Raw genomic sequence first — 26,423 nt, 5'->3', positions numbered from 1 at the left:
TAGTTAAGCCCTTCTGCGCCGATGGTACTGCACTGGTTACGGTGTGGGAGAGTAGGTCGCCGCCGAACTTAATTTGGCCCTGCGGGTCGAGTTGCCACAAGCGACTCCCCGCAGGGCCTTTTCACGTTCTGCCGAAGTCACCCGGCGCTGCGGCGCCACTCCCTGGGGAGCACGCCGAACGCGGCCCGGAACCGGCGCGTGAAGTGCGTCGGATCCTTGAAGCCCCAGCGCCGCGCGACCCTGTTGATGGACAGGTGCTGGGAACTGGGGTGGGCCAGCTCCGCCTTCGCGTGGTCGAGCCTGCGAGCGATGATCCACTGCTCCAGGCGCAGGCCGGCGTTCGCGCAGACGCGGTGCAGGTGGCGAGGTGAGATGGCGAGTGCCGCGGCGATCGTGCCGGGCGAGAGGTCGGGATCGCGCAGGTGCTGCCGCACGTAGGCGCGGATCTGGACGATCAGGGTCTGCTCGACGATGTCACGGGTGCCGGCCACGTCGTCGACGGCCGTTGCGATGAGCGCACGGGCCAGTTCGATGCTCGCGGCACCCAGCATGCCGGCCGCCGGGCTGCCGCTGAGCAGGTCGGCGTTCCGGGTTATGTCCACGATGTGGCGGCTGAACAACCCGTACAGCGGGCTGGATCTCAGCAGCGGTCCTGCTTTCCTGATGAGATCGCCGGGCAGCGCCAGGTCGTCGGCCGTCGTGTTGAGCGACAGCGCGGCGCCATGGCCGCGCCATCCGAAGCCGAACGGCCGGCTGACGTCCACCACCAGAACTTCCCCAGGCTGCACCGTCTGGGAGAGCGCTCCCACCTGGTAATGGGCGACGCCGAGCTCGTGCACGCCGATCGCGATGTGCTCGCCCGACGCCGCACGAGCGGACTTCGTGGTGCCGATGTTGGCGAAGCCGTTCGAGTCCGCCCGCAGGATCGACGCGGTGCCGAGGGACCAGAGGTCCACCCGTGCCCGCACGGGCTCGTCGTCCACCAGCTCCACCCGTGACGTGCCGGACGCCTCGCGCATCGTGGTGATCAGCGCGTCTCGCCTGTCCCGCAACGGAAGCGTCGTCGTGTCGAGCAGAAGTGCCATGCCGTGTCCCCCTGGTGTGGCGGTGTGAGCCGACGGCACGGCGCTGTGAACCGATTCGGCACGCGTGCTGGATCTTAGATTCCACTCATGAGTTTCGTCACCGCCGCCGATGGGGCGCAGATCTTCTACAAGGACTGGGGCAGCGGGAAACCCGTGGTGTTCAGCCACGGCTGGCCGCTCAACTCCGACAGCTGGGAAGCGCAGATGCTCTTCCTGGCGAGCAACGGCTGCCGCGCGGTCGCACACGACCGGCGCGGCCACGGCAGGTCCACGCAGACCTGGCACGGCAACGAGATGGACACCTACGCCGACGACCTCGCGGCGTTGCTCGACGCGCTCGACCTGCGCGAGGTCACCCTGGTCGGGTTCTCCACCGGCGGCGGCGAGGTCGTCCGCTACGTCGGAAGGTACGGCACCGCAAGGGTTGCGAAGGTCGCGCTCGTCGCCGCGGTGCCGCCGTTCATGCTGCAGACCCCGGACAACCCAGGTGGTGTGCCGATCGAGGTGTTCGACGGTCTGCGCGCGGCTTCGCTCGCCGACCGGTCACAGCTCTACCGCGACCTCGCCGACGGGCCGTTCTTCGGCAACAACCGTCCTGGCGCGGCGGTCTCCCAGGGCACGCGGGACGCGTTCTGGCGGCAGAGCCTGCAAGCAGGGCACCGCAACGCCCTGGAGTCCATCGCCGCGTTCTCCGCCACCGACTTCCGCAAGGACCTCGAGGCGATCGACGTGCCGACGCTGATCATCCACGGCGACGACGACCAGGTCGTGCCGATCGACGTGGGCGGAAAGGCTTCCGCCGCACGGATTCCCGGCGCCGCGCTCACGGTCTATCCGGGCGCCCCGCACGGCATCACCGACACCCACAAGGAGCAGCTCGGCGTGGACCTGCTCGCCTTCGTCAACTCGGAAGAGGCGGCATCATGAAGACCATCGTCCTGGTCCACGGTTTCTGGGTGACGCCGCGCAGCTGGGAGCACTGGGTCGACCGCTACCAACGCGCCGGTTACCACGTCGTCGCGCCCGCCTACCCCGGCTTCGAGGTGGAGGTCGAGGCGCTCAACGCCGACCCGTCACCCATCGAGGACGTCACCGCGCCCGCGATCATCGAGCACCTCGAGTCCGTCATCAGACAGCTCGACGAACCGCCGATCATCATCGGCCACTCCGCGGGCGGTGCGTTCACCCAGGTGCTGCTGGACCACGGTTTCGGCGCGGCCGGCGTGGCGCTCAACTCGGCGCCGACCGAAGGCGTGCTCGTCACCCCGCTGTCCCAGATCCGCTCGACGTTGCCGGTGCTGAAGAACCCGGCCAACCGGCACAAGGCGGTCGGCCTGACCCCGGAGCAGTGGCGCTACGCGTTCACCAACACCTTCACCGAGGAGGAGTCGCTGGAGCTGTACCAGCGCTACCACGTCCCGGCGTCCGGCCGGATCCTGTGGGGCGGGGTGCTCGCCAACTTCATCCCCGGCCCGCAGGACATCCACGTCGACTACCACAACGACAAGCGCGCCCCGCTGCTGTTCGTGTCCGGCAGCGAGGACCACATCATGCCGCCGTCGGTGCAACGTTCGAACGCCAAGCACTACAAATCGAACACCGTCACCGAAATCCGGGAGTACGAGGGCATGGCCCACCTGCTGCCCGCGCAGGAGGGCTGGGAGCAGATCGCCGACGACGTCCTGGCCTGGGCCGTCGAACACGCCGGCTGGCAGGCCTCGACCAGCGCATGAAGGACGTCCGCCTCACCCACATCGGTGGACCCACGACGCTGATCGAGGTCCACGGATGGCGCTTGCTCACCGATCCGACGTTCGACGCCCCCGGCCGGAGGTACAACTTCGGCTGGGGCACGTCGTCGCGGAAGCTGACCGGCCCCGCGATCGCCGCCGCCGACCTGGGCCCGATCGACGCCGTGCTGCTCACCCACGACCACCATGCCGACAACCTCGACGACGCCGGCCGAGCCCTGCTCACCACGGTCGGCACCGTCGTCACCACTGTTCCCGGCGCCCGACGGCTTGGTGGACGTGGCCTCACCCCCTGGGCCACCACGCTTTTGAGCGCACCGGACCGGCCGTCGATCGAGATCACCGCGACGCCGTGCCGCCACGGTCCACCCCTGTCCCGCCCCATCACCGGCGACGTCATCGGCTTCGCCCTGCACTGGGACGGCCAGGACCACGGCGCGCTGTGGATCTCCGGCGACACCGTGCTGTACGACGGCGTCCGCGAGGTCGCTCAACGCCTCGAGGTCGACCTGGCCCTGCTGCACCTCGGCGGCGTCCGCTTCCCGATCACCGGCCCACTGCACTACACGATGACCGCCGCCGACGCCGTCGAGCTTTGTCGTTTGGTACGTCCGCGCACGGTCGTTCCCGTGCACTACGAAGGCTGGCAACACTTCCGCGAGGGCCGCGCCTTTGCCGAGTCGGCCTTCGCCGCCTCTGATGTCCGCGTTCGCTGGCTACCGCTCGGCATCGGAACAGATCTGGCCGACTGAGCGGGGATCTCGCTAGCGTCGATTCATGAGGATCTTCGCGTTGTTGTGCCTCTTCCTGTCCACCGCGGTGGTACCGGCTCACGCTTCTGGGATCCGCTGCACACCGCCGACCGTCACCACGTTCTTGTCCGCTCCTACCTGGTACGAAAACCTGGAGTTCGACCGCGGCACCATCTGGCTCTCCAACCTCACCGGCAACCGCATCGAGCAGTACAGCCTCACCGGCAAACTGCTGCAGACACATGAGCTCCGCGCTCCCGGCGCCATCCGCAAGTCCCGCGACGGCGTCCTGCACGTCAACTTCGGCAACGACGGCCCGGACACCCGCCCGTTGCCCTCCGGCGTGGTCCGCCTGACCCCGAAGCCTTCCGAGTGGATCGGCGGCGACACCCTGAGCTCCGCCAACGGCGCCGAGTTCGACGCCCGCGGCCATCTCTACGTCTCCGACCCCTTCACGGGCCTGTACGAGTTCGACCGCCGCGGCTCGCTCGTCCGCCACCTCGACATCGCCTACCCCAACGGCATCGTCACCATCGGCAACACCGTCTTCACCAACATCGTCATCGACCCGAAGTCCGCCATCGTCCGCATCACCGGCAACCGCCAGACCCGCATCGAACTGGGCGCCCCGGACAAGGGCCTCGACGACCTCGCCGTCGGGCCCGACGGCAAGCTCTACGTCACCACCTACACCAGCGGCGAGATCATCAAGGTCGACCCGTGGACCGGCGCCAACTGCGTCCTGATGTCCGGCCTCAAGAACCCGACGGCCGCCCGCTTCCTGCCTGGGACGCGCACGATGTTCGTCACCCAGGCGTCGGGTTCGGTCTTGAAGGTCCGCCTCTAGAACAACCTGTTCGCCAGGCCCGCAACCGCTTGCGCATCGCAGTCGCGCAGCAGTTCGCGCAGGTTCGCCGCGGCTTTCCGGTCGGAGTAGGCGAACCCGAGCTTGGCGATCGCCGCGCCCCACTGGACGTCGTCGTCGACCGCGTCGGCCAGGTCCTGCCACGCCCCGCGCAGCCGGTGCAGGTAGGCAGGCCACCGCGTGGCGATCTCGGCGACGGCGACCAGGCGCCCCGCCTGCACGACATCGTTCGTGGAGAGCACGCGCAGGTAGAGCTGCCAGACGTTCAGCAGTCGCTTCTCCTCGCGCACGGACTGCTCCGGCTGTGCCCTGAGCCGCCGCCTGAGATGTTCGCGCACCTCGGGATGCTGCTCGATCATGACCAAGGTGCTGTCGTCCGCCAGCAACCCGTCGAGCTCGCCGGGCTCGAAGATCGGGCGGTCGTCAGGAACTGGAGCGGGTTCGGGATCGTCCCGGTGCACGGGCCCGAGCTGGGCGAGCAGGATCTGGTCGACGTTGTCCTCGGTCGTGCGCGGCAGCCGGACCGGCAGCTGCACCAGTTTGCGCAGGAACGTCCATCCCGGACTCGGGTCGTCCGGGTGCGTCACGATCTTCGCGTCGGCGAGCTCCTTGTAGGCGTTGTCGACGTGCGCCGCGACGACGGCGGTGTCGAGGCCCAGCACGAACCTCGTGGCGGGGAAGTCGTCGGACAGGAACACGTTGATCGCCTCGAACACCTGAGCCGTGGTGCGCGGTGTGCACCGGTCGAGGTCGTCGATCAGCAGGATGACGCGATACCTGTGCGCCTCCAGGTCTTTCAGCAACGCCCTGATGTCGTGCTGCACCAGGTAGAGGTAGCCAGACCGGGCGTTGTAGTACGGGTCCCGGATCAACGGATCTGTTGTGGCGCCGGAGAAAGCGTTGCTCGTGACCGGCCCGGCGAACAGCTCGCCCGGCAGGAATGCCGACGCCTTGCCGAAGAGGTACCGCAGTCCGGTGTGCAGCACGCCGGCCACGGCCAGCCCGGCAGTGGCCCACCACGCCCAACCGACGTTGAGCTTGGTCAGCCCGGCGAGCAGCGAGAGCCCGAAACCGAGACCGGCGAACGACAACAGCGGCGAGAAGATCCGCTTCCACAGCTGGCGCTGGAGGTGTCGGCGATCGACCCGACCGGCGTTGCGGGCGAACCAGTAGCGATCACGGTTGTTCTGGTGCGGCATGATCGCCGCCTCGGCGGCCTCGGTCACGGCCTTCGCGAGCCCCGCCCACACCTGCTCGCTCGACTGGTGCCGCCACGGGTTGAACGACACCACCAGCGGCTTGATCATCGGATTGAACTTCGTCGGCTTCTGCTTCGGCGGTGGCATCCCCGCCAGGGGCCGATACAGCATCCAGTCCGCTTGTGACACGGTGAACCTGCGCCGCCGCCGGATCGTGGCGGGCGGGGTGTGCAACCGGTTCTTCACCAGTTCCAGCAGTGTGCTCTTGCCCGAACCCCAGGCACCTTCGACCGTGATCACGGTGGGCCCGTCGTCGTCATCCGGCCGCAGCACGTCCCTGAGCGCCTCCACCAGCGTGCCCCGGTCGAGCAGGTCTTCCTGCGCGACGCGGTCGTTGAACCCGCGGGTGGATACAGGACCGACCTGGGGAACGCGCGGCAGCGACGGATCCCAGACGTACAGCCTGCCCTCATCCCCTCCGGACGCGATGCGTGGCCGTCCGTCTGGTCCTCGGTAGCTGAGCAGGGCGGTGATGGGACTCTGCTGTCCGGCGACCCGCACTTGCAGGCCGCTGCGCACGTCCCACAGTTTGATGTTGCCGGCCTCGCTCGCTGTCATCAGCAGTGATTCGCAGAGACCCATCGCGGTGATATCGGTCTCGTGCGCGCGCAACACATTGCCGGTGGACAGGGCGATATCGCCGCCGACCACCTCGGCGGTGATGCCCCTCAGCGTCACTGGGGAAGTTCCGGCGAACCCAGGTCGGTACACCGTGTCTCCACGGACGCCGCCGCGCTCACCCGTGTAGGAGTGCACGACCACCGAGACGTCGCCACCGATGATCATCGTCCACGGGCCGTCCGGTGGATCCGGGTTCACTCTGAGTCCGGTGATGGGCCGGCCGAACTCGACGACGCGTTCGAGCCTCATGCGCATGGGCGTCGGATCCAGCGGTTCAGCGGAGCTCACGCCTGGGAAGGTACCGATTTTCGTTTCCGGGAGGTTTCTGTCTGGACTGGGTAGTGCGTAATTGGCGTAACAGGGGTGAAGATGTGGACCATGGAACGCCGCCGAGCCCGCACCTCAGGACTGCGCCGCAGCCGCACGGTCACCACGCCGAGGCTCGGCGAGCTGTTCAACGGCTATCTGGACCCCGCGCGGCCGCACGCGGGGGCGTACGACGAGATGTTCTCCACCGACAACGGTGTGCGATCGGCCTATCGCGCGTTGTACGAGTCGGTGGCTCCGTCGCAGGTCAACGAGCTGAACGCGCGGAGTGAAGCGCTCGGCAGGGCGTTTGTCGACCAAGGCATCACGTTCAGTCTCAGTGGGCAGGAGCGGCCGTTCCCGCTCGACCTCATCCCGCGCATCATCACGGCCAGTGAGTGGGCGAAGCTCGAACGCGGCATCGTGCAGCGGGTGCGGGCGATGGAGATGTTCCTGGCGGACATCTACGGGGATGCGCAGATCGTCCGGGATGGAGTGTTGCCGCGGCGTCTCATTACGAGCTGCGAGCACTTCCACCGGGAGGCGGCCGGCATCAACCCGCCGAACGGGGTGCGCATCCACGTCGCGGGCGTCGACCTCGTCCGGGACGAGCAGGGCACGTTCCGGGTGCTCGAGGACAATCTGCGGTGTCCGTCCGGGGTCAGTTACGTCATGGAGAACCGCCGGACGATGGCGCGGGTGTTCCCGGACCTGTTCGCGCGGCATCGTGTGCGCGCGGTGGGCGATTACGCGGTTCACCTACTACGAGCGCTCAGGAACGCCGCCGCGCCCAACGCGGCCGATCCGAACGTCGTGGTCCTCACCCCAGGCCTCGCGAACTCCGCGTACTTCGAGCACTCGCTGCTGGCGCGGCAGATGGGTGTGGAGCTGGTTGAGGGTCGGGACCTGTTCTGTCGTGACAACTTCGTGTACCTCAGGACGACTGAGGGGGAGCGGCAGGTCGACGTCATCTATCGGCGGATCGACGACGACTTCCTGGATCCGGTGCATTTCCGGCCGGACTCGGTGCTCGGCATCGCGGGGCTGCTGAACGCGGCGCGGGCGGGCAATGTCGTTGTGGCCAACGCGGTGGGGAACGGGGTGGCGGACGACAAGCTCGTCTACACGTACATGCCCGAGATCGTGCAGTACTACCTCGGCGAGAAGGCGTTGTTGCCCAACGTCGACACGTTCCGGTGCTGGTTGCAGGACGAGCGGGCGCACGTGCTGGACAAGCTCGACGAGTTGGTCGTGAAGCCCGTCGAGGGGTCTGGTGGGTACGGGATCGTGTTCGGGCCGGACGCGTCGGCCAAAGAGCTGAACTCGCTGCGGAAGCGGATCAAGAGCAACCCGCGCGGGTGGATCGCGCAGCCGGTCGTGCAGTTGAGCACCGTGCCCACGAAGGTCGGGGACAAGCTGGCGCCGCGGCACGTCGACCTGCGGCCGTTCGCGGTGAACGACGGGAACTTCATCTTCGTGCTGCCGGGTGGGCTGACGCGGGTGGCGTTGCCGGAGGGCAGTTTGATCGTCAACTCGTCGCAGGGCGGCGGGTCGAAGGACACGTGGGTGCTGGCGCCCAAGTCGTCCACTGTGGAGCGCGAACTGGCGGAGCCGGGGCTGGCCGGAACGTCCAAAATGGAGTCGGCGGCCGCGGAGCAGGGGCCGGAGCTGACCACGTCCCAGCAACAGCAGCAACAGCAGTAAGGAGGCGCGCGAAATGCTGGCACGCAACGCGGAGTCGCTGTACTGGATCGGCCGTTACGTCGAACGGGCGGACGACACGGCGCGCATCCTGGACGTTTCGGTCCATCAGCTGTTGGAGGACGCGACGGTTGATCCGGACGCCACGTCACGGCAGCTGTTGACCGTTCTGGGGATCAAGCCGCCGGTCGGGGCGGACCAGTTCGACGTGTGGTCGTTGACGGAACTGGTGGCGTACAACAAGGACAACCCCAGTTCGATCGTCAGCTCAGTCAACAGCGCACGCGAGAACACGCGTGGTGCGCGCGAGGTCGTGTCGACCGAAATGTGGGAGTGCCTCAACGCGATGTGGAATGCCGTCGCGGAACGGCAGACCTACGCGCGCGCGATGGGGCCGCACGCGTTCTTCAGCTTTGTTGAGGAACGCGCGGCGATGTTCGCTGGGCTGGCGGACTCCACGATGTCGCGGGACGACGGGTGGCGGTTCCTGGTGCTGGGGCGGTCGGTTGAGCGTGTCGACATGATCGTTCGGCTGCTGCTGGCGCGTGTGGGGGACCGGGCGTCGTCGCCTGGGTGGGTCACGGTGCTGCGGTCGGCCGGCGCGCACGACACGTATCTGCGGACCTATCGAGGTGCGCTGGATGCGTCGCGTGTGGTGCAGTTCTTGTTGCTGGACAGGCTGTTCCCGCGTTCGGTGTTCCATGCTTTGAGGCAAGCCGAGTCGTGTCTGGAGCAGCTGGAGAACCAGCCGTCGGTGCGGGTTGGAGCGCGGGCGGAGGCGCTGCGGTTGCTCGGCAAGGCGCGGAGTGAGCTGGAGTTTCTCCGGCCGCACGACTTGCTCGACGACCTGCCGAAACGTCTTGCGGCACTGCAGAAGACGGTTCGTGATGTTGGTGAGGCCGTGTCACAGCAGTACTTCCACGTGGCGCCGTGGGTCGCCTGGACGAACACCGAGGTGGGCTGACCTATGAGCTGGCGTGTACGTGTGGTGCACACGACGGGTTATGTGTATGAGGCGCCGGTTGTGCAGTCGTACAACGAGGCGCGGCTGACTCCGCGTGGTGACCGGCGGCAGAACGTCGTCGTCTCGCGCGTTGAGACCAATCCGGCTACGCGTGCCTATCGGTACACGGACTACTGGGGGACTGAGGTCACGTCGTTCGACCTGCATGCGCCGCACACGGAGCTGAAGGTGGTCGCGTCGTCGGTCGTCGAGACGAGCTCGGAGATCGAACCCATCACCACCGGTACGTGGGCGGACATGCGCGAGGAGAACCTCGTGGACCGCTACACGGAGTTCTTGGAGCCCACGCGCTACACGCCGCGCAACCGTGAGCTGCTGGCCAAGGCGCGTGAGCTGAAGAAGGGCCTCTCGCCGTCGGACGCCGTGCTGGCCGCCTCGCAGTGGGTGTGGGAGCAGCTCAAGTACCAGGCGGGCTCGACGGGCGTGCACAGTTCGGCCGTGGACGCCTGGCAGGAGAAGAAGGGCGTCTGCCAGGACTTCGCGCATCTGTCGTTGGTGTTGTTGCGCGGTATGGGGATTCCGGCGCGCTATGTGTCCGGTTACCTGCACACGAAGAAGGACGGTGCGCCGCGAGAGACGGTGCGCGGCGAGTCGCACGCGTGGATCGAGGCGTGGACCGGCGGGTGGTGGGGGTACGACCCGACCAACGCGATGCCGGTCGGGCCACGACACGTGTGGGTGGCACTGGGGCGTGACTACGCGGATGTGGCGCCGTTGAAGGGGATTTACTCGGGCGGGGCGGCGACTGCGCTGGAGGTGACGGTCGACATCACGCGCCTCGCCTGACGTTTTTCACCCGAACGAGCCGCTTCTTTGGAGCAGGGGCAAGGCCTAGCGTCGGGTCTATGACTGTGATCACAGCGACGGTGTGCAGCAGGGCTCTGGGCGACGAGCTGCGCCGCGTTCGGGAGGCCTGCACCGACCTCGGCGGTGCCCAGATGGCGATGAAACTCGGCTGGCACCCGAGCAAGGTGACCAACATCGAGAAAGGCAAGGCGCGCGCCAGCGAGATCGACCTGGTGCAGTACCTGACGATGTGTGACAAGGACATCGACTTCTTCGAGAACTTCCGGATGCGGTACAAGAACGCCTTCGAGGAGTACGTGGTGCAGGTCCCGGACAACCTGCGCACAGTCGCGATGGCCGAGTCGACGGCAAAGACGATCACCAGCTACACCACGCAGTCGGTGCCGGGCCTGGTGCAGACGCCGGAGTACGCCGACGCGTTCTTCCGGCTCGGCGGATTGATGACCGAAGAGCGAATCGCGGCGAACTTGCGATTCCGCATGGACCGCCAGGCGGTTTTGCGGCGACACGATCGGCCGACTTGCTTGTTCTACGTCCATGAGGTAGCGCTGACGCAGCGAGTCGGTGACGACCGGATCATGGAGGACCAGTACGCCCGGCTGTTGTTCGAAACGCACGACATTCGGATAGTGCCTCTGGACGTGGTGGTTCCCTCCTACGGCTGCGTGCTGTGGGAGTTCGAGAAGTCGATGCCGGTGGCCTACAGCGAAACCGATCTCGCGCAGGTGTTCGTGCAAGATCCGGGTGCCATCGCGCGGACCAGGCTCCTCTTCAACCACTTGGACGAGGTCGCGTTGGATGCGGAACAATCGCGGAGCAAGCTGGCGGAGTACGTCAGCCCACCGCGAGAGGAATTCGATGGCCGAGGACCGCGTCTGGCGTAAGAGCAGCCACAGCGGAGCTGCCGATGGCGCCGAATGCATCGAGGTTTCGTTCGCCCACGACGTGCTGGTTCGTGACTCCAAGAACGCCGACGCGGGCACGCTGGGCTTCAGCGCACCCGCGTGGCGTGCGTTCGTTCAGCGGTCGCCCAGGGCGTAGTCGAGCGGCGCAGCGGGCTGGGTGGCGGTGTCGGGCCACTCGGCGACCACCGTCTCGGCCCACTCCGCCCAGCGGATCACGGTTTCGGCCTGGTCCCACATGAACCTGAGCACCAGGGCGTTGACGTGCAGGCGGTCCGGGAACGGGCCGCCCGTCACGGCGAGGTCGGCCGCCAGTTCGGCGTGGTGCTCGCGCGTGGCCTCGGCGTCCGCGCGGATCGTCGCCAGCGTCTGCAGCAGGTCGTCCTTGGTGCCTTGTTCGGCGAAGAGGACCTTGACCAGTCCCTCGAACTCGACCAGCGGCAGGCTGCCGGGGGTCGCCAGCCACTCGCGCAGTGCGGTGCGGCCGGCGTCGGTGATCTCGTAGACGGTGCGCGGGCGGCGGCCGACGTCCTCGCGCGTGGCCGTGGCGAGGCCCAGTGAGACGAGCTTCTTGGGCTCCTCGTAGAGGTGGCTTTCGGCGCGCGGCCAGTAGTACCGGATGCTGCGCTTCATCTGTTTGGCCAGCTCGTACGTCGACCAGCGGCGCAGCGCGAGCAGGCCCAGGATCACGTAGGTAGTCGTCGTCATCTTCACTTGACGAATACTCCCAACTGGAGGAAATTTACTCCCGTTGGGAGTATAGGGGCCGCCGCCATGGATCCTGCAACTCGACATCTCGTGCGTGACGCACGGCCGGAAGAGACCGCCGCCGTCGCCGCGTTGCTGGCTGAGGCCTATGAGGCGTTCCGCCCGCGTTTTCCCGACTACGCCTGGCAGGCCTACGTCGGGGAGATCGCCGACGTGCAGAGCCGGTTGGCCGACTCGCAGCTGCTCGTGGCCGAGTGCGCGGGCCGGGTGGCCGGGACTGTTGCTCTTTACCCGGAGGCGACGAGGTCGTCCCTCGAACACTGGCCGCCGGGGTGGGCATCCATCCGAGCGCTCGCCGTGCGCGCCGAGGCCCGCGGGTCGGGTGTCGGCAGCGCCCTCGGGGCCGAGTGCGTGCGGCGGGCGCGGGAGCTCGGGGCGACGGCGATAGGGCTGCACACGGCGTCGTTCATGACGGCGGCGACCCGGATCTACCTGCGGCTAGGTTTTGAACGAAGGCCCGCCGACGACATCGAGGCCGGCGAGATGTTCACCGGCACCGCGCTGCCCGCCGAGTTCTCGTGGCAGGCGCAGGCGTACTGGCTCGACCTGACGAAGGAGTGATCAACGATGGACAAGTGCGTGCTCATCCGTTCCGGCGCAGGGGAGACCGGTACGACCGGGGTGACCTACGCGTCCGGGGTCTCGGCGGCCAGCGCCGGTGCCCGCGGGCTGTGCCTGGAGCTCGCGTCGTTGCCGCCGGGCGCGTTCGCCAAAGCCCACGTGCACACCGGGCACGAGTCGGCCGCCTACGTGCTCAGCGGCGAACTGACGTTGTTCTTCGGCGAACGGCTGGAGGAGCGGATTGTCGCGCGGGCGGGCGACTTCCTTTACATCCCAAGCGGTGTGCCGCACCTGCCCGCAAACGAAGGCACCGAGCCGGCCGTGGCGGTGCTTGCGCGCACGGACCCGCACGAGCAGGAGAGCACCGTCGCATTGCCTGAACTGGACGCACTCGTGGAGGTGACGAGATGAAGATCGAAGCGAAACTCGAGGAGATGGGCCTGCGTCTGCCCGAACCGCTGCAGCCACCTCCTGGCGTCGTGCTGCCGTTCGAATGGGTGCGGGTGCGCGGCAACCGGGCCTACATCTCCGGCCACGTCCCGCTCAACGACGACGGCACCCTGGCCGAGCCGCTGGGCAAGGTGGACACCGACGTGACGGCGGACCAGGGCTACGAGGCAGCCCGCCGCGTCGCCCTCGCCCACCTGGCCAGTCTCAAACGCGCGCTCGGTGACCTCGACCGCGTGACATCGTGGCTGCGCGTCTTCGCGATGGTCAACGTGGCGCCCGGTTTCAACCAGACGCCACGGGTCACCAACGGCTACTCCGACCTGATCCTGGAGCTGTACGGGCCGGAGATCGGCGCGCACGCCCGTTCGTCGATCGGCATGGCGATCCCGCTCAACGCGCCGGTCAACTGCGAGGCGGAGGTGGAGATCGATCAGCGCCAGCCGTGACGTTCGCGCAGGGCGTCCACGACCAGGCCGAAAGCTGCGGGTCCTAGCACGGCACCCTCACGCCGGATGTCGTCGTCCGAATCGAGGGCGAAGACCCGGTCGAGCCGCAAGAACGACGGCCGGCCGTCGCGGTCCCAGGCGCCCGCGCCCAGTTCGATGTAGTCGTCGCGCGGCTCCTTCGAGGAGAGCATCAACGCGATGAGCTCGCCGTTCGCGCGCCCGACGACCAGCAACGGCCGGTCCTTGCCGCGCGAGGCGTCCTCTTCGAAGGGCACCCACGCCCAGATGACCTCGCCGGGGTCCGCGTCGCCGTCCATCGAGGGCTCGTACTCGAGCTTCGCGGCGTCGGCGGCGTCGAAGATCTCGCGGACCGCACCGCGCGCGGGGCGGGGGTCCTCACCGTTCATCAGCACGAACGCACCCTAGTGGTGCAGGGCACACCGGACGCTATGGGACCATAAGGGGACACCCGTCCGATTTCCTGCTGAGGACCACCTTGACCACGTTCGCCGACACGACCTTCACGCCGCCGGAGCTCATCCGGAACTTCTGCATCATCGCGCACATCGACCACGGAAAGTCCACGCTGGCCGACCGGATGCTGCAGATCACGGGCGTGGTCGAGGCGCGAGCGATGCGCGCTCAGTACCTCGATCGCATGGATATCGAGCGCGAGCGCGGTATCACCATCAAGGCGCAGAACGTGCGTCTGCCGTGGCAGGTCGACGGGCAGGACCACGTCCTGCACATGATCGACACGCCCGGCCACGTGGACTTCACCTACGAGGTGTCCCGCGCGCTGGAGGCCTGTGAGGGCGCCGTGCTGCTGGTCGACGCCGCGCAGGGCATCGAGGCGCAGACGCTCGCGAACCTGTACCTGGCGATGGAGAACGACCTCACCATCATCCCGGTGCTGAACAAGATCGACCTGCCGGCCGCCGACCCGGACAAGTACGCCAAGGAGATCGCGCACATCACCGGCTGCGAGCCGGAGGAGGTGCTGCGCGTCTCGGCGAAGACCGGCTTCGGCGTCGGTGAACTGCTGGACGAGGTCGTGAAGAAGGTCCCCGCGCCCGTTGGTGAGGCGGACTCGCCCGCCCGCGCGATGATCTTCGACTCGGTCTACGACACCTACCGCGGTGTCGTCACGTACATCAGGGTCGTCGACGGCAAGATCACGCCGCGCGAGCGCATCAAGATGATGTCGACGGGCGCCACCCACGAGATCCTCGAGGTCGGCATCGTCTCGCCCGAGCCGAAGCCGTCGCGCGGCCTCGGCGTCGGCGAGGTGGGCTACCTGATCACCGGCGTGAAGGACGTGCGCCAGTCGAAGGTCGGCGACACCGTCACGTCCGAGAAGAAGGGCGCCGCCGAGCCGCTGGCCGGCTACCGCGAGCCGCGCCCGATGGTCTACTCGGGCCTGTACCCGGTCGACGGCTCCGACTACCCGGAGCTGCGCGAGGCGCTGGAGAAGCTGCAGCTCAACGACGCGGCGCTGACGTTCGAACCGGAGACGTCGGCCGCGCTGGGCTTCGGTTTCCGCTGCGGCTTCCTCGGCCTGCTGCACCTGGAGATCACCCGCGACCGCCTGGAGCGCGAGTACGGCCTCGACCTGATCTCCACGGCCCCCAACGTCGTCTACCGCGTGATCATGGAAGACGGCACCGAGCACGTCGTGACGAACCCGTCCGACTGGCCGGAGGGCAAGCGCGCCGAGGTGTACGAGCCCGTCACCAAGTGCACGATCATCGCGCCGTCCGACTACATCGGCGCGATCATGGAACTCTGCCAGGCCAAGCGCGGCCAGCTCGGCGGCATGGACTACCTGTCCGAGGACCGCGTCGAGCTGCGCTACACGATGCCGCTGGGCGAGATCATCTTCGACTTCTTCGACTCGCTGAAGTCGCGCACCCGCGGCTACGCGTCGCTCGACTACGAAGAGTCCGGCGAGGCCGAGGCGGAGCTGGTCAAGGTCGACATCCTGCTGCAGGGCGAGGCCGTCGACGCGTTCTCCGCGATCGTGCACAAGGACCACGCGTACGGGTACGGCACGCGCATGGCCACGAAGCTGCGCGAGCTGATCCCGCGGCAGCAGTTCGAGGTGCCGATCCAGGCGGCGATCGGGTCCCGCGTGATCGCGCGCGAGACGATCCGGGCGATCCGCAAGGACGTTCTTGCCAAGTGCTACGGCGGTGACATCACCCGCAAGCGCAAGCTGCTCGAGAAGCAGAAGGAAGGCAAGAAGCGGATGAAGATGGTGGGGCGCGTGGAGGTGCCGCAGGAGGCCTTCGTCGCCGCACTGTCCACTGAGGAGCCGAAGGGCAAGAAGTAGGCGCAGTGGCACGTCTTCACGTCGGCTGCGCCATGTGGAACCACAAGGCGTGGCTCGGGCGGTTCCTGCCGCAGTCGCTCCCTGCCGGGGAGCGACTGCGGGCTTACGCGGGCTGGTGCAACGCCGTCGAGGGCAACACCACGTTCTACGCGACACCCGCCCGGAAGACCGTCGAGACGTGGGCGCGGCAGACCGATCCCGGCTTCCGGTTCGTGGTCAAGCTGCCCAAGGTCGTCACGCACGAGCGTCGGCTGGCCGGCGTCGAGGTCGAGATGCGGGCGTTCCTGGACGCGATCGAACCCCTCGGTGAACGCGCGGTCCTGTGGACCCAGATGCCCGGCTCGTTCGGCCCGGCGGAGGTCGACGCCCTGGGTCGCTTCCTGCGCAGGCTGCCGGCCGGCCTCCGGCGTGCCGTGGAGGTGCGTCACCCGACGTTCTTCACCGACGCCGGCGCGACGTCGCTGCTGGAGAGGGCACTCGCCGACGCGGACGCCGAGTGGGTGCCGTTCGACACCGAGGTCTTCTTCCAGGGCCCGCCGACCAGCGAGGCCGAGCGGGAGGCCTGGGACCGCAAACCGCGGCTGCCACGGCGGACACGGGCGCTGACCGACCAGCCGATCGTCCGCTACCTGGGCCGGGACTCGGTCGAGGACACGGTCGAGGGGTGGCAGCCGTGGACCGAGGTGGTCGCCGACTGGCTGCGGGAGGGACGGTCGCCCACGGTGTTCGTGCACACCCCCGACAACGACGACGCGCCCGCGCTCGCCCGCCGGTTCCACGAGGACGTGCGAGCGCTCGTGCCCGGCCTCGACGCACTGCCCGAGCCCGAGCCGGTCGAGCCCGCGACGCTGTTCTGAGCGATCAGCGCTGTACCTCTCTCAGCGCAGGGCGTTCTCGACCAGCGCTACGGTCTCGCGCGGGTCGTCGACCTGGAGGACCAGGCGGGCGTAGCGCTCGTCGGCCAGTTCGATCACGACGGCCTTCGACTCGTCCTTGACGTCCCAGAAGATCTTCTCGCCGTCGAGGTGGAACGTGCCGGCCGTGATCACGCCGGGCAGGTGGGCACCCGGCGCGCGGATTCCCTTGGGGTCGGCGGCGATGCCGGGGTCCGCGGTCGCGCCGCGGACGTTGGCCAGCGGGATGGTCAGGCTGCTCTTGAAGGCCCAGAGCTTGTCGAGACCCTCGATCACGACGACGAGGTCGTTGCCGTCGATGTGGACCAGTGCCATGTCGGGTTTCCTTGTCAGTGAAGGGAATCGAGCCGTTGGGTCAGTGCGCTGCCGACGCCGTCGGGGTTGCCGCGCAGGACGATGCCCAGTGCGGCGGCCGTGAGGGCGGCGGCGAGGGCGGTGGACATGCCGAGCGCGTCGGCGATCGCCTGGTCGACCGCGGCCAACGCCGTTGCCACCTCGGCGGCCACCTCCTCGTCGGCCGGTGCCCGTTCGACCGCCGCGAGCAGCAGCAGGCCGAGGTCGGCCGACGTGATGAGCCGCAGCGCGGTCGCGGCATCCGGTGCCGTGGCGAGCGCTTCGGTCAGGGGGCGGACGTCGTCGGCGAGGTGGCGGCGCAAGGCGATCAGGTAGAGGCCGCGCTTGCTGCCGAACGTCTTGTACAGGCTGTTGCGGTGCACGCCGAGATGGGTGACGAGGTCGTCGACGGACACCCCGTCGTACGCGCGGCCACCGAACAGTCCCACGGCGGCGCGCACCACCTCGTCCTCGTCGAACGCCCGTTTTCTGCCCATGCCACGACGGTAGACGTTTGAGGAACGATCAGTCAAGAACGATCGTTCCTCAAACGAGACGCGCTATCGGCGGCGGCGCAAGAGCGCTAACATCGAGTCTCCGCCGCATTGTTAGCGCTAACATTGAATCCGTCCTCCGCTGGAGGGGCGCAATGAAGCTACGCAGGCGACGTGTGACGGCACTGCTGACCGTGATGGCGCTGGCCGTTGCGACAGCGGTCGCGATCGGCGCACCGAGAGCGGCCGTCGCGTGGGACAACGGAACGGCGAACACCCCACCGATGGGGTGGAACAGCTACGACGCGTTCAACTGGAGCGTCACCGAGGCGGACGTCAAAGCGAACGCCGACTACCTGAGGGTCAACCTCCGGCAGCACGGCTGGCAGTACGTCGTCATCGACTGGGCGTGGTACTACCCGGGCAGGCACAACAGCAGTCCCAACCAGGACGGGAACCTCAACCCCCGGCTGCGCATGGACGCCAACGGCCGGCTGCTGCCCGACACGACGCGGTTCCCGTCGGCGGTGGGGAACAACGGGTTCAAGCCGCTCGCCGACTACGTGCACGCGCAGGGCCTGAAGTTCGGCGTGCACCTGATGCGCGGCATCCCGCGGCAGGCCGTCGCCGACAACGTGCCGATCCTGGGCACGAGCTGCCGCGCCAACCAGATCAACAACAACACCACCGCGGCCTGGCTGAACCTCATGTGGGGCCTGAACATGAGCAACGCCTGCGCGCAGGCGTACCTCGACTCGATGTTCCAGCTGCTGGCGAGTTGGGGCGTGGACTACGTGAAGGTCGACGACATCGCCGCGCCCACGTACCGGCAGGCCGAGGTCGAGGGTTATCGGCTGGCCATCCAGCGCAGCGGACGGCCGATGGTGCTCAGCCTCTCGCCCGGCCCGACCCCGCTGTCCGCCGGCCCGCACGTGCAGGCCAACGCCCACATGTGGCGCATCGTCAACGACCTGTGGGACGACTGGCCCGGCGTCAACAACCTGTTCGACCAGTTGCGGAACTGGGCGACGTACCGCGCGCAGGGCGCCTACCCCGATCCCGACATGATCCCGATCGGCAGGCTGTCCAAGTTCGGCCCGAACGGCTCGCCCCGGTACTCGAACCTCACCCCGGACGAGCAACGCACCCTCATGACACTGTGGACGATCAACCGCTCGCCGTTGATGTGGGGCGGAAATCCGGTCGAGAACCGCGCTTCCGAGCTGGCGCTGATGACCAACGCCGCGGTGCTGGCCGTCGATCAGAACAGCGTGAACAACCGTCAGGTCGTCGGCGGTGCACGTCAGGTGTGGGCGGCCGACGTGCCCGGCAGCGGCGACAGGTACGTCGCATTGTTCAACCGCGACAACACGTCCGGGAACGTGTCGCTCACCCTCTCCGCGCTCGGCATGGGCTCGGCCACCGTCACCGACCTGTGGTCCGGCGCCGATCTCGGGACGGTCAGCGGAACGTTCACCCGCTCACTGCCCGCTCACGGCGCCGGGTTGTACCGGCTCTCGCCGCGGACCACCGCCACCGCGTACACGCTCACCGCCCAGCACAGCGGCAAACTGCTGGACGTCCTCAACCTGTCCACAGAGGACGGAGCCGACGTGGGGCAGTGGACGGCCAACGGGCAGAACAACCAGCGCTGGGTGTTCAACGACTCCGGCACCGTGGTCAACGTCAACAGCGGCAAGTGCCTGGACGTCCACGGAGGTGCCGTGGACGACGGTGTCCGGATCACCCAGTGGACCTGCCACACCGGCACCAACCAGCAGTGGCGGCTTCAGGACACCGGCGGCCGTCTGCAGCTGATCGCCCGGCACAGCAACAAATGTCTCACCATCCAGGGCGCGGGAACCGCGGACGGGGCACGGGCCGTGCAGATGACGTGCGGTACTGGCGCTGATCAACAGTGGCTGCGCCAGGCAGTCTGAGAGCTAGATCGCGGCCGCGAGTGCGGCGACCCGCGCGGTACGGGCACCGGTGCGCCAGCACAGCACCCAGCGCACCGGTGGTGAGCCTGGAGCGAAGGGCACCATCGCGAGGGTGGGGCGGGCGAAGTAGTCGGCGGCGTGCGCGGCCAACGGGCACACGCCCTCCCCAGCGGCGACCCGCGCCATGAGGTCCAACAGGGTTGCGGGGGTCGGCGGTTCGGGGTCGCGGCGATAGGGCGCGGCACGACGGCCGGCCCGGAACACCACCTCGCCGTCGAGGTCGTCGAGGGTCACCGCCGTGCGGGTGGCCAGCCGGTGCCCGCGTGCCACGGCCAGCACGACAGGTTCGGTGTGCAGGACCGGGCCTTCCTCGAACCCGGCTTCGTCGACGGGTGCGTTGGTGACGGCGACGTCGACGTCTCCGGAGCGCAGCAGGTCGAGCGGGTCGGTGAAGCCGGTCTCGCGGAAGACGATCTCGACGCCGGGGTTGTTCTGCCGGAACCGGGTGAACACCGGGGCGGCGAGCTCGGCGACCGCGGGTGCTTCCAGACCGACGGTGAGCACGCCGGTGATCCCGCGGCCGGCCGCGATGGCGGCGGCGACCCCGCGTTCGATGCGGTCGTGTCCCGCGCGGACGTCGGCGTAGAGGGCGGCGCCGACCGGAGTGAGCGCGACCCGTCGGCTGGTGCGCTCGAACAGGGCCACTCCGAACTGGCGCTCCAGCCGGGCGATCGTCTGGCTCACGCGCGCCTGCGACACCAGCAGCCGCTGTGCCGTGCGACCGAAATGCAGCTCCTCCGCGAGCGTCAGGAAGATCTCGATCTCGCGCCGTTCCATAACCTCCAGGTTATCAGTCGATGCTCGATGTGAGATTGTTTCCGCAGCTCAGCGTCGACAGGATCGAGTCATGACCGATTACCTCACCAAGACCGATCCCGGCTACGACACCGAGCGCCTCGGCTACAACCTCTCCGTCGAGCACCGGCCCGAGGTCGTCGTTCCGGCAGCCTCCGTCGACGACGTGATCGCCGCCGTCCGTCACGCCGCCGCCCACGGTCTGGGCGTTGCCGTTCAGGCCACCGGGCACGGCCCGTCCCGCAGCGCCGACGGTCAGGTCCTGATCACCACGTCGCGGCTCGACGGGATCACCGTCGACCCGGACGCTCGCACCGCCCGGATCGAGGCCGGGGTGCGCGGCGGAGCGCTGGTGCGGGCCGCCGCGGAACACGGGCTGGCGCCGCTCAGCGGGTCCTCACCCGAGGTCGGCGCGGTCTCCTACCACCTCGGCGGCGGGCTGGGGATCCTCGGCCGCGGCCTCGGCTGGGCCGTCGACCACGTGCGCGCCATCGAGATCGTCACCGCCGACGCGGCCGGCCACGTCGAGCTGCGCCGCGTCACCGCGACCCAGGACCCGGACCTGTTCTGGGCGTTGCGCGGCGGCGGCAAGGGCACGTTCGGCGTCGTCACCGCCATCGAGATCGACCTGCACCCGATCGCCCGGCTCTACGGCGGCGGCATGCACTTCGCCGCCGACACCGCCGAACGCGCCCTCGCCACCTGGGCGGAGTGGACCCGCACCGTCCCCGAGGCGATGAGCTCGTCGGTGCTGCTCATCCGGATGCCCGACATTCCCGCTCTGCCCGACAACCTGCGCGGCCAGTACGTGCTGCACCTGCGGTTCGCCCACACCGGCTCCGCGGACGAGGGGAAGCAGCTCGTCCACCCGTTCCGCGAGCTCGGACCGATCACCGACACCGTCGCCGAGATGCCCTACAGCGCCGTCGGCACGATCCACGCCGAGCCCACCACCCCGGTGAAGTTCCACGCCCGCAACACCATGCTCGAATCGCTGGACCCCGCCGCCGTCACGGAACTGCTGCGCCACGCCGGTCCCGCTGCCGACGCCCCGTACCTCGTCGAACTGCGTCACACCGGCGGCGCGCTGAACCGGCCCGGCGTGATCCCCAGCGCGCTCGCCCGCCGCGACGGCCAGTACGTCCTCTACGCCGGAGCCGCCGCGGAGCCCGCACAACTACCGGCGCTGCACACAGCGTTCGCCCGGCTGTTCACCGCGATGAACCCGTGGAGCACCGGCGGCGTCTGCGTGAACTTCCTGTCCGGGCCCGACATCACCGCCGCCGAGCTCGCCACCGGTTACCTGCCCGGCGACCTCGACCGGCTCACCGCCATCAAGCAGACCGTCGACCCGCGTGACATGTTCCGCACGCACCACGGCCGAGCTCAGCGCGTGACGCGGTAGGTGACGTGCGTGAAACCGTTGCCCTGCCGTGAATCCACCTGTTCCAGGTCGAGTGCCGGAACGCCGTCGAACAACCGCGTGCCGGCGCCGAGCGTCAGCGGCACGATGCGCAGCCGCAGCTCGTCGATCAGACCGGCCTTGAGGTACTGGTTGATGGTGGTCGCGCCGCCGTGGATGGAGATGTTGCCGTCGCCGGCCGCTTCACGGGCCAGCTTGAACGCGGCTTCGATGCCGTCGGTGATGAAGTGGAACGTCGTGCCGCCCTCCATCGGCTGCGGCTCGCGCGCGTGATGCGTGAGCACGAAAACCGGTGCGTGGTACGGCGGGTTGTCGCCCCACCAGCCGTTCCACTCGCGGTCCCACTCGCCGCGGATCGGGCCGAACATGTTGCGGCCCATGATGTACGCCTTGGTCTGCGCCAGCTTCTCCTGCTGGTACTGCTGTTCCGCCGGGTCCGAGTACCAGGCGTGCAGCTTGCTGCCCCAGCCGTCGCCGCCGTCGTCGCCGAACGGGCGGTCCTCGCTCTGGTTGAGCCCGGCGGAGTAGCCGTCGAGTGAGATCGTCAGGTCGCACGTCACCTTGGTCATGGGCTTCAGCGTGGACCGGTACAGGTATGACGTCCAATGCCAAAACCATGCGGGTTTCATCGATACTCTTGATGGGTGCTCAGTCTGGTGCACCTCAAGGTCCTGGCGGCGGTCGCGCGGCACGGTTCCGTGACCGAAGCGGCCAGGCAGCTGCACTACTCGCAGCCGTCGGTGAGTCATCACCTGTCGCGGCTGGAGGCGGCGACGGGCGTGCGGCTCGTGCAACGGGTCGGGCGCGGCATCCGGTTGACGCCGGAGGGCATGTTGCTCGCCGGACGTGCCGCGGAGATCGTGGGACGGGTCGACGCGGCGGCCAACGAGCTCGCCGCGCAGGTCGGGTTGCAGGCGGGACGCGTGCGGTTGGCCGCCAACGCTTCCGCGCTCGCGACGATCGTGCCCAGGGCGGCTGCGGCGTTGGCCTCGCAGCATCCGGGGCTGGAGTTGTCGCTGTACGAGGAACACCCCGTCGAGGCACTGCAGATGCTGCGGCACGGGGAGATCGACGTCGCGCTGGTGTTCCGGTTCCCCGGCACGCCGGTCGAGGACGGGCTGCGGCTCGTGCACCTCGGGGACGACACGATCAACCTGATCAGTCGTCGCACGGACGACCGCGTCGCGAACCACCGCGACTCCCCGTGGATCGGTGGGTGCGACCAGTGCCAGGGCGAGCTGGACGCGGTCACCGAGGGCTTCGTGCCGCGCATCGGCTCGCACAGCGACGACATGGTCGTGGTGCAGGCGCTGGTCGCGGCCGGTGTCGGCGTGGCGCTGCTGCCCGGTCTCGCGTTGCAGGCCCATCGCCGGCCGGACGTCTGCGCCACCGAGATTCCCGGCTTCCGGCGGCAGATCCACGCCGCCACCTACGGAGATCCGCCCGATCCGCCCGCGGTCGCTGCCGTGCTGGCCGCTCTCGTTGCCGCTTTGGCAACGTAGGTTGCTGATCCGGCACGACTGCGCGCATCTTGGAGACATGACGACTGCGCAGGAGTTCTGGGAAGCCTTCTACTCGGAGCGGGACCAGGTGTGGTCCGGCAAGCCGAACCCGTTGCTGGTGCGGGAAGCCGAGCGGTTGACGCCCGGGAGCGCTTTGGACATCGGGTGCGCCGAGGGCGGCGACGCCGTGTGGCTGGCCAAGCGCGGCTGGCGCGTGCTGGGCGTGGACGTGTCGCAGGTGGCGCTGGACCGCGCGTTGAAGCACGCCTACGACGAGGGCGTCGAGTTCGCGGTGGAGCGGCACGACCTCAAGGAGACGTTCCCCGAAGGGCTGTACGACCTGGTCAGCGCGCAGTTCCTGCACTCGCCCGTCGAGGAGGACGGGGAGCGGAACAGCATCCTCCGCAGAGCTGCGGACGCGGTGGCGCCGGGCGGCTACTTGATCATCGGTGGCCACGCGGGCGCGCCGTCGTGGTCCGAGCACCAGGACTACTACTTCCCGACGACCAAGGACGTGCTCGACCACCTCAAGCTGGCCGACAACTGGATCGTCGTCACCGACGAGGTGGTGGAGCGGCCGCTGGTAGGGCCGGATGGCCAGCAGGAGTCCCGAAAGGACAACGTTCTGACCGTCAAACGCCTCTGGTGATGGAACAACTGTTGCAATCGCGGTTGGTCCGAGCGGACCGTGTTCGGCGTGGCCAATCCGCTGCTGATGCGCGAAGTCGAGCGACTCAGACCCGGCAGCGCACTCGATCTCGGGTGTGCTGAGGGTGGTGACGGCGTCTGGCTGGCCGGGCGCGGGTGGTGGGTGACCGTTGTCGAGCGGCTGGATCTGCCGGAGAAGTTCCCCGACGGTGAGTTCGACCTGATCAGTGCCCGGTTCCTGCACTCGCCGGCCGACCGGGGCCTGGCGAGCTGCCGCGTGCTCCGGCGGGCCACGGAGTCCGTTGCCCCAGGCGGTTACCTGGTGATCATCGACCACGCCGAGACCCCGTCGTGGTCGGAATACCTGGACTGCGACTTCCCGACGACGAAGAACGTCCTCGACCGCCTCAAGCTCCTCGACAACTGGATCATCATCACCAACGAGGTGGTCCGCTGGGAGGAGACCGGTGCGTGCGGGTTCGTGGAGACGTGCGCGGACAACGTGCTGACGTTGAAGCGCCTCTTCTAGAAACGCAAAAGGCCACCCTCGGCACCATTGCCGGGGTGGCCCACACGTGAACCGATCAGGCGGAACGCAGGAGGCGGTCCATCGCCTGGCGGTTGATGATCGAACGGAGCTCGGTCGTCTCCTCGGCGCTGTGGCGGGAGAGGATGGCGTCCAGCTCGATCCGGTCGCTCTCGGAGGTGTAGCTGGCCAACTGCCGCTCCAGGCTCTGACGCTTCAAACGAGCCGCGCGGCGGGAGGCCAGGCTCGAGCGCAGGGACTTCACGGACAGGTCGTGGCGGGTCATCTTGTCCTTCCAATCTTGGTTACGTTTCGATAATACACCCTGTTCAGATGACCTGTACCGATGAAGAAGGTTAGTTAGCTCACGAACTGATCGAGCAACCTCAGCGCGGTGGCGTACTTGATCTCCAGCCGAGCCCGTGTCGCGTCGTCCAGGCGAGCCATCCGGGCGGGGGAGAGGTTGTCGGCGATGTCCGCGCGCTTCACGGTCACCGCCAACGGGTTCGCGGCGACCCGGCGCAGGTAGTCCTCCTGCGGCTCGCCGGGCAGGTGGGACAGCGCGACGACGGCGTCGACAACGTTCGACGGACACCCACGGGCCGTTAGATCCGCTGCTGTCACAGGGGTGTCCTCGATGACGTCGTGCAGTACGGCGGCCATCTGCGCGTGTTCACCCTCGACCGACTTCATCACCCGCAGCGGGTGCCCGATGTAGGGACGGCCGGATTTGTCGACCTGGCCGTCGTGGGCGGAGGTGGCGATCGCGATGGCATCGGAGAGGGTGAACACGCGCTTCAAGTTAGTGGCGTGACCGACCATTCCGTCAGCCGTTCTCGCCGACGGCCCGCCGCAGCCGTTCACCCAGCAACGCGATCCGTTCCACGGGTTCGTTGCTGAACACGAACCGGATGTGCCGATCGGCGACCTCGCCGCCCCAGCCGCGGATCGGCGTCGCCGCCACCTGCTCCTTCAGCAACCGTTCGGACAGGTCGGCGCAGTCGATGCCCATGGCCGCGGTGTCGAGCAGCAACGACCATCCGCCCGCCGCGCTGACCACGGGCAATCCGCTGAGCTGACGCACGGTCTCGTCGCGCCTGCGCTCCCACTCCGCGTTCGCGGCCGCTTGGCCGGAGTCGGGTTCGTCGAGCGCGACACGGACGCCGATCTGTGCGAAGCCACTCGCCACCAGGCCGTTGTAGATGTGCACGCGGGAGACGTCGTTGACGAGGTCGCCGGGTGACACCACCCAGCCGACCCGCCAGCCGATCATGCGTTTCTCCAAGGCTGACCCGACCGTGACAGTGCGGTCCCGCATGCCGGGAAGGGCGGCGGGGTGCCGGAGCGGACGGCCGTCGAACAGGACACTCTCGAAGTCGGCCCAGTAGAGCAGCCACAGGTCGTGCGAGCGGCAGAGTGCCGCGATCGCGTCCCACTCCTCGTCGCTCGCGACCCAGCCGCTCGGGAACGACGGGTTGTTGACGAAGACGACCCTGGTGCGATCGCCGACCGCCGCGCGAAGGAGATCGAGGTCGAGCCGCCACTCGCCGTTCACGACGCGCAGCGGGGCCAACCGGGGAACGGCGCCGACGAGGCGGACTCTGTTGAGCATGCCCGCGTACGTCGGATCGGTGAGGACGACCTCGTCGCCCGGATCTGTCAGGCAGAAGAGCGCATCGAGCAAGGCATCGCCCTCACCCGAGGTGATGACGATCTCTCGCCTGCCGTCGTAGCGCGGCCCGCCCCGACGCTCGATGAAGGCGGCCACGGCATCCTTGAGGTCGTCGCGGCCGGTGAACGGCAGCCAGCTGTTGGCGTCGTCCTCACCGATCGCCGCCCTCGTCGCGTCGAGCGCGGCAGCGGGCGGCGGGATGTCGGTGTCGAGGTTCTCGAGACGCAGCACGTCGGGGTCGTCACCGGCAGCGGCGGCCACGCGATCGATGTTGAACCCTGGAATGTTTTCCAGCCGGCGAACACTCATGGCGTCCTCCTACCCGCACGGACACCGATTGTGCGCCGTATCGCGAACGTCGGCTCGGTGCATCTTTGTCAGGTCGGCACGGCCACACCCCAAATACATCCGATGACCAGCGCAACGCTTGACCAGGCACAGTGGTCTAGTCCATTTTTAGTCCAACTCACAGCATGGCCGCCGCAT

At 68.2% G+C, this 26,423-nt stretch carries 30 protein-coding genes and 1 rRNA gene; 20 read left to right on the top strand and 11 right to left on the bottom strand.

Translation table 11 applies throughout. The features are described 5' to 3' along the window. Window positions 1-68, top strand: a 5S ribosomal RNA gene (gene rrf / locus DI276_RS53590); the annotation flags it as partial. A 69-nt stretch (window positions 69-137) separates the two neighbouring features. On the opposite strand, the gene DI276_RS14345 is transcribed toward rrf, so the two are convergent. Continuing rightward, complete coding sequence (locus DI276_RS14345; RefSeq protein ID WP_112263778.1) at window positions 138-1,085, bottom strand: helix-turn-helix domain-containing protein; 948 nt, start codon at window positions 1,083-1,085, stop codon at window positions 138-140. An 87-nt stretch (window positions 1,086-1,172) separates the two neighbouring features. On the opposite strand from DI276_RS14345, the gene DI276_RS14340 reads away from it, so the two are divergent. From DI276_RS14340 to DI276_RS14325, 4 genes are read left to right on the top strand one after another with little or no spacing between them, the layout of a single operon-like run. Beyond that, window positions 1,173-2,012: an alpha/beta fold hydrolase gene (locus DI276_RS14340; protein WP_112263777.1), complete on the top strand. Its 840-nt coding sequence runs from the start codon at window positions 1,173-1,175 to the stop codon at window positions 2,010-2,012. Beyond that, window positions 2,009-2,818: an alpha/beta hydrolase gene (locus tag DI276_RS14335; protein ID WP_112263776.1), complete on the top strand. Its 810-nt coding sequence runs from the start codon at window positions 2,009-2,011 to the stop codon at window positions 2,816-2,818. The genes DI276_RS14340 and DI276_RS14335 overlap by 4 nt, the downstream gene beginning before the upstream one ends. Then, on the top strand, window positions 2,815-3,588 hold the full coding sequence (locus DI276_RS14330; protein WP_112263775.1) for an MBL fold metallo-hydrolase: 774 nt from the start codon (window positions 2,815-2,817) through the stop codon (window positions 3,586-3,588). Before DI276_RS14335 ends, DI276_RS14330 begins: the two co-directional genes overlap by 4 nt. A 25-nt stretch (window positions 3,589-3,613) precedes the next feature. Continuing rightward, complete coding sequence (locus DI276_RS14325; protein WP_112263774.1) at window positions 3,614-4,435, top strand: SMP-30/gluconolactonase/LRE family protein; 822 nt, start codon at window positions 3,614-3,616, stop codon at window positions 4,433-4,435. Here DI276_RS14325 and DI276_RS14320 read toward each other — a convergent pair. Beyond that, complete coding sequence (locus tag DI276_RS14320; RefSeq protein WP_112263773.1) at window positions 4,432-6,621, bottom strand: KAP family P-loop NTPase fold protein; 2,190 nt, start codon at window positions 6,619-6,621, stop codon at window positions 4,432-4,434. The two genes, DI276_RS14325 and DI276_RS14320, sit on opposite strands and share 4 nt — an antisense overlap. 90 nt (window positions 6,622-6,711) lie before the next feature. Between DI276_RS14320 and DI276_RS14315 the strand changes: the two genes are divergently transcribed. From DI276_RS14315 to DI276_RS14295, 5 genes are read left to right on the top strand one after another with little or no spacing between them, the layout of a single operon-like run. Beyond that, window positions 6,712-8,343 carry a circularly permuted type 2 ATP-grasp protein gene (locus DI276_RS14315; RefSeq protein WP_232836646.1) on the top strand — a complete coding sequence of 544 codons (1,632 nt, stop codon included), beginning with the start codon at window positions 6,712-6,714 and terminating at the stop codon, window positions 8,341-8,343. Window positions 8,344-8,356: 13 nt separating this feature from the next. Next, complete coding sequence (locus tag DI276_RS14310; protein ID WP_112263772.1) at window positions 8,357-9,304, top strand: alpha-E domain-containing protein; 948 nt, start codon at window positions 8,357-8,359, stop codon at window positions 9,302-9,304. 3 nt (window positions 9,305-9,307) lie between these two features. Next, the gene (locus tag DI276_RS14305; protein ID WP_112263771.1) at window positions 9,308-10,150 is read left to right on the top strand and encodes a transglutaminase family protein; all 843 of its coding nucleotides are present in this window, start codon (window positions 9,308-9,310) and stop codon (window positions 10,148-10,150) included. A 59-nt stretch (window positions 10,151-10,209) separates the two neighbouring features. Next, entirely contained in the window at window positions 10,210-11,055 is an 846-nt protein-coding gene (locus tag DI276_RS14300) for a helix-turn-helix domain-containing protein (RefSeq protein WP_112263770.1), read from the top strand. Continuing rightward, on the top strand, window positions 11,030-11,212 hold the full coding sequence (locus DI276_RS14295; protein ID WP_112263769.1) for a DUF397 domain-containing protein: 183 nt from the start codon (window positions 11,030-11,032) through the stop codon (window positions 11,210-11,212). The genes DI276_RS14300 and DI276_RS14295 overlap by 26 nt, the downstream gene beginning before the upstream one ends. On the opposite strand, the gene DI276_RS14290 is transcribed toward DI276_RS14295, so the two are convergent. Continuing rightward, complete coding sequence (locus tag DI276_RS14290) at window positions 11,191-11,781, bottom strand: PadR family transcriptional regulator (RefSeq protein WP_232836657.1); 591 nt, start codon at window positions 11,779-11,781, stop codon at window positions 11,191-11,193. The genes DI276_RS14295 and DI276_RS14290 overlap by 22 nt on opposite strands. A gap of 66 nt (window positions 11,782-11,847) precedes the next feature. On the opposite strand from DI276_RS14290, the gene DI276_RS14285 reads away from it, so the two are divergent. From DI276_RS14285 to DI276_RS14275, 3 genes are read left to right on the top strand one after another with little or no spacing between them, the layout of a single operon-like run. Then, a complete protein-coding gene (locus tag DI276_RS14285; RefSeq protein WP_112263842.1) occupies window positions 11,848-12,402 on the top strand; it encodes a GNAT family N-acetyltransferase in 555 nt (184 codons plus the stop codon). A gap of 6 nt (window positions 12,403-12,408) precedes the next feature. Continuing rightward, window positions 12,409-12,813 carry a cupin domain-containing protein gene (locus tag DI276_RS14280; protein WP_112263768.1) on the top strand — a complete coding sequence of 135 codons (405 nt, stop codon included), beginning with the start codon at window positions 12,409-12,411 and terminating at the stop codon, window positions 12,811-12,813. Next, entirely contained in the window at window positions 12,810-13,298 is a 489-nt protein-coding gene (locus DI276_RS14275) for a RidA family protein (protein ID WP_112263767.1), read from the top strand. Before DI276_RS14280 ends, DI276_RS14275 begins: the two co-directional genes overlap by 4 nt. Here the strand turns inward: DI276_RS14275 and DI276_RS14270 are convergent. Further along, window positions 13,283-13,705: a type II toxin-antitoxin system PemK/MazF family toxin gene (locus DI276_RS14270; protein ID WP_112263841.1), complete on the bottom strand. Its 423-nt coding sequence runs from the start codon at window positions 13,703-13,705 to the stop codon at window positions 13,283-13,285. The two genes, DI276_RS14275 and DI276_RS14270, sit on opposite strands and share 16 nt — an antisense overlap. 89 nt (window positions 13,706-13,794) lie before the next feature. Between DI276_RS14270 and lepA the strand changes: the two genes are divergently transcribed. Both lepA and DI276_RS14260 read left to right on the top strand, forming a co-directional pair. Beyond that, on the top strand, window positions 13,795-15,630 hold the full coding sequence (lepA, locus tag DI276_RS14265; protein ID WP_112263766.1) for a translation elongation factor 4: 1,836 nt from the start codon (window positions 13,795-13,797) through the stop codon (window positions 15,628-15,630). A 32-nt stretch (window positions 15,631-15,662) separates the two neighbouring features. Beyond that, a complete protein-coding gene (locus DI276_RS14260; protein WP_112263765.1) occupies window positions 15,663-16,487 on the top strand; it encodes a DUF72 domain-containing protein in 825 nt (274 codons plus the stop codon). Between the two features lie 21 nt (window positions 16,488-16,508). On the opposite strand, the gene DI276_RS14255 is transcribed toward DI276_RS14260, so the two are convergent. Then, window positions 16,509-16,859: a hypothetical protein gene (locus tag DI276_RS14255; protein WP_112263764.1), complete on the bottom strand. Its 351-nt coding sequence runs from the start codon at window positions 16,857-16,859 to the stop codon at window positions 16,509-16,511. Window positions 16,860-16,873: 14 nt separating this feature from the next. Further along, window positions 16,874-17,374, bottom strand: a complete 501-nt coding sequence (locus tag DI276_RS14250; protein ID WP_198680626.1) for a TetR/AcrR family transcriptional regulator — start codon at window positions 17,372-17,374, stop codon at window positions 16,874-16,876. Between the two features lie 152 nt (window positions 17,375-17,526). Here DI276_RS14250 and DI276_RS14245 point away from each other — a divergent pair, with 152 nt between their 5' ends. Next, window positions 17,527-19,311 (top strand): alpha-galactosidase, encoded by a 1,785-nt coding sequence (locus DI276_RS14245; protein WP_112263762.1) that lies wholly within the window; start codon window positions 17,527-17,529, stop codon window positions 19,309-19,311. 3 nt (window positions 19,312-19,314) lie between these two features. Here DI276_RS14245 and DI276_RS14240 read toward each other — a convergent pair whose 3' ends face one another. Next, window positions 19,315-20,148, bottom strand: a complete 834-nt coding sequence (locus DI276_RS14240; protein WP_112263761.1) for a LysR family transcriptional regulator — start codon at window positions 20,146-20,148, stop codon at window positions 19,315-19,317. 70 nt (window positions 20,149-20,218) lie between these two features. On the opposite strand from DI276_RS14240, the gene DI276_RS14235 reads away from it, so the two are divergent. After that, on the top strand, window positions 20,219-21,571 hold the full coding sequence (locus tag DI276_RS14235; RefSeq protein ID WP_112263760.1) for an FAD-binding oxidoreductase: 1,353 nt from the start codon (window positions 20,219-20,221) through the stop codon (window positions 21,569-21,571). Here the strand turns inward: DI276_RS14235 and DI276_RS14230 are convergent. After that, window positions 21,553-22,158 carry a dihydrofolate reductase family protein gene (locus DI276_RS14230; protein ID WP_112263759.1) on the bottom strand — a complete coding sequence of 202 codons (606 nt, stop codon included), beginning with the start codon at window positions 22,156-22,158 and terminating at the stop codon, window positions 21,553-21,555. The genes DI276_RS14235 and DI276_RS14230 overlap by 19 nt on opposite strands. A gap of 75 nt (window positions 22,159-22,233) precedes the next feature. Between DI276_RS14230 and DI276_RS14225 the strand changes: the two genes are divergently transcribed. From DI276_RS14225 to DI276_RS14215, 3 genes are read left to right on the top strand one after another with little or no spacing between them, the layout of a single operon-like run. Continuing rightward, window positions 22,234-23,091 carry a LysR family transcriptional regulator gene (locus DI276_RS14225; protein ID WP_112263758.1) on the top strand — a complete coding sequence of 286 codons (858 nt, stop codon included), beginning with the start codon at window positions 22,234-22,236 and terminating at the stop codon, window positions 23,089-23,091. Window positions 23,092-23,128: 37 nt separating this feature from the next. After that, window positions 23,129-23,740: a class I SAM-dependent methyltransferase gene (locus tag DI276_RS14220; protein WP_112263757.1), complete on the top strand. Its 612-nt coding sequence runs from the start codon at window positions 23,129-23,131 to the stop codon at window positions 23,738-23,740. 48 nt (window positions 23,741-23,788) lie between these two features. Further along, window positions 23,789-24,268 (top strand): class I SAM-dependent methyltransferase, encoded by a 480-nt coding sequence (locus DI276_RS14215; protein WP_232836645.1) that lies wholly within the window; start codon window positions 23,789-23,791, stop codon window positions 24,266-24,268. A 55-nt stretch (window positions 24,269-24,323) separates the two neighbouring features. Here the strand turns inward: DI276_RS14215 and DI276_RS14210 are convergent, their stop codons facing one another. The 3 genes from DI276_RS14210 to DI276_RS14200 all read right to left on the bottom strand — a co-directional run bounded on the left by DI276_RS14210 (window position 24,324) and on the right by DI276_RS14200 (window position 26,246). Continuing rightward, a complete protein-coding gene (locus DI276_RS14210; RefSeq protein ID WP_112263756.1) occupies window positions 24,324-24,551 on the bottom strand; it encodes a hypothetical protein in 228 nt (75 codons plus the stop codon). A gap of 74 nt (window positions 24,552-24,625) precedes the next feature. After that, on the bottom strand, window positions 24,626-25,057 hold the full coding sequence (locus tag DI276_RS14205) for an HD domain-containing protein (protein WP_232836644.1): 432 nt from the start codon (window positions 25,055-25,057) through the stop codon (window positions 24,626-24,628). Between the two features lie 34 nt (window positions 25,058-25,091). Continuing rightward, window positions 25,092-26,246: a pyridoxal phosphate-dependent aminotransferase gene (locus DI276_RS14200; RefSeq protein ID WP_112263755.1), complete on the bottom strand. Its 1,155-nt coding sequence runs from the start codon at window positions 26,244-26,246 to the stop codon at window positions 25,092-25,094. Between the last annotated feature and the right edge of the window lie 177 nt (window positions 26,247-26,423).

It is taken from the genome of Lentzea terrae (assembly GCF_003265345.1).
Classification (GTDB): domain Bacteria; phylum Actinomycetota; class Actinomycetes; order Mycobacteriales; family Pseudonocardiaceae; genus Lentzea; species Lentzea terrae.
The sequence above is the reverse complement of the archived record's forward strand: the minus strand, read 5'-3'. Positions and strand labels throughout refer to the sequence as shown.

Coding starts and splice junctions, on each gene's coding strand:
- DI276_RS14345 (WP_112263778.1), bottom strand. CDS start 1,085: ATGGCACTTCTGCTCGACACGACGACGCTTCCGTTGCGGGACAGGCGA.
- DI276_RS14340 (WP_112263777.1), top strand. CDS start 1,173: ATGAGTTTCGTCACCGCCGCCGATGGGGCGCAGATCTTCTACAAGGAC.
- DI276_RS14335 (WP_112263776.1), top strand. CDS start 2,009: ATGAAGACCATCGTCCTGGTCCACGGTTTCTGGGTGACGCCGCGCAGC.
- DI276_RS14330 (WP_112263775.1), top strand. CDS start 2,815: ATGAAGGACGTCCGCCTCACCCACATCGGTGGACCCACGACGCTGATC.
- DI276_RS14325 (WP_112263774.1), top strand. CDS start 3,614: ATGAGGATCTTCGCGTTGTTGTGCCTCTTCCTGTCCACCGCGGTGGTA.
- DI276_RS14315 (WP_232836646.1), top strand. CDS start 6,712: ATGGAACGCCGCCGAGCCCGCACCTCAGGACTGCGCCGCAGCCGCACG.
- DI276_RS14310 (WP_112263772.1), top strand. CDS start 8,357: ATGCTGGCACGCAACGCGGAGTCGCTGTACTGGATCGGCCGTTACGTC.
- DI276_RS14305 (WP_112263771.1), top strand. CDS start 9,308: ATGAGCTGGCGTGTACGTGTGGTGCACACGACGGGTTATGTGTATGAG.
- DI276_RS14300 (WP_112263770.1), top strand. CDS start 10,210: ATGACTGTGATCACAGCGACGGTGTGCAGCAGGGCTCTGGGCGACGAG.
- DI276_RS14295 (WP_112263769.1), top strand. CDS start 11,030: ATGGCCGAGGACCGCGTCTGGCGTAAGAGCAGCCACAGCGGAGCTGCC.
- DI276_RS14290 (WP_232836657.1), bottom strand. CDS start 11,781: ATGACGACGACTACCTACGTGATCCTGGGCCTGCTCGCGCTGCGCCGC.
- DI276_RS14285 (WP_112263842.1), top strand. CDS start 11,848: ATGGATCCTGCAACTCGACATCTCGTGCGTGACGCACGGCCGGAAGAG.
- DI276_RS14280 (WP_112263768.1), top strand. CDS start 12,409: ATGGACAAGTGCGTGCTCATCCGTTCCGGCGCAGGGGAGACCGGTACG.
- DI276_RS14275 (WP_112263767.1), top strand. CDS start 12,810: ATGAAGATCGAAGCGAAACTCGAGGAGATGGGCCTGCGTCTGCCCGAA.
- DI276_RS14270 (WP_112263841.1), bottom strand. CDS start 13,705: ATGAACGGTGAGGACCCCCGCCCCGCGCGCGGTGCGGTCCGCGAGATC.
- DI276_RS14260 (WP_112263765.1), top strand. CDS start 15,663: ATGTGGAACCACAAGGCGTGGCTCGGGCGGTTCCTGCCGCAGTCGCTC.
- DI276_RS14255 (WP_112263764.1), bottom strand. CDS start 16,859: ATGGCACTGGTCCACATCGACGGCAACGACCTCGTCGTCGTGATCGAG.
- DI276_RS14250 (WP_198680626.1), bottom strand. CDS start 17,374: ATGGGCAGAAAACGGGCGTTCGACGAGGACGAGGTGGTGCGCGCCGCC.
- DI276_RS14245 (WP_112263762.1), top strand. CDS start 17,527: ATGAAGCTACGCAGGCGACGTGTGACGGCACTGCTGACCGTGATGGCG.
- DI276_RS14240 (WP_112263761.1), bottom strand. CDS start 20,148: ATGGAACGGCGCGAGATCGAGATCTTCCTGACGCTCGCGGAGGAGCTG.
- DI276_RS14235 (WP_112263760.1), top strand. CDS start 20,219: ATGACCGATTACCTCACCAAGACCGATCCCGGCTACGACACCGAGCGC.
- DI276_RS14230 (WP_112263759.1), bottom strand. CDS start 22,158: ATGACCAAGGTGACGTGCGACCTGACGATCTCACTCGACGGCTACTCC.
- DI276_RS14220 (WP_112263757.1), top strand. CDS start 23,129: ATGACGACTGCGCAGGAGTTCTGGGAAGCCTTCTACTCGGAGCGGGAC.
- DI276_RS14210 (WP_112263756.1), bottom strand. CDS start 24,551: ATGACCCGCCACGACCTGTCCGTGAAGTCCCTGCGCTCGAGCCTGGCC.
- DI276_RS14200 (WP_112263755.1), bottom strand. CDS start 26,246: ATGAGTGTTCGCCGGCTGGAAAACATTCCAGGGTTCAACATCGATCGC.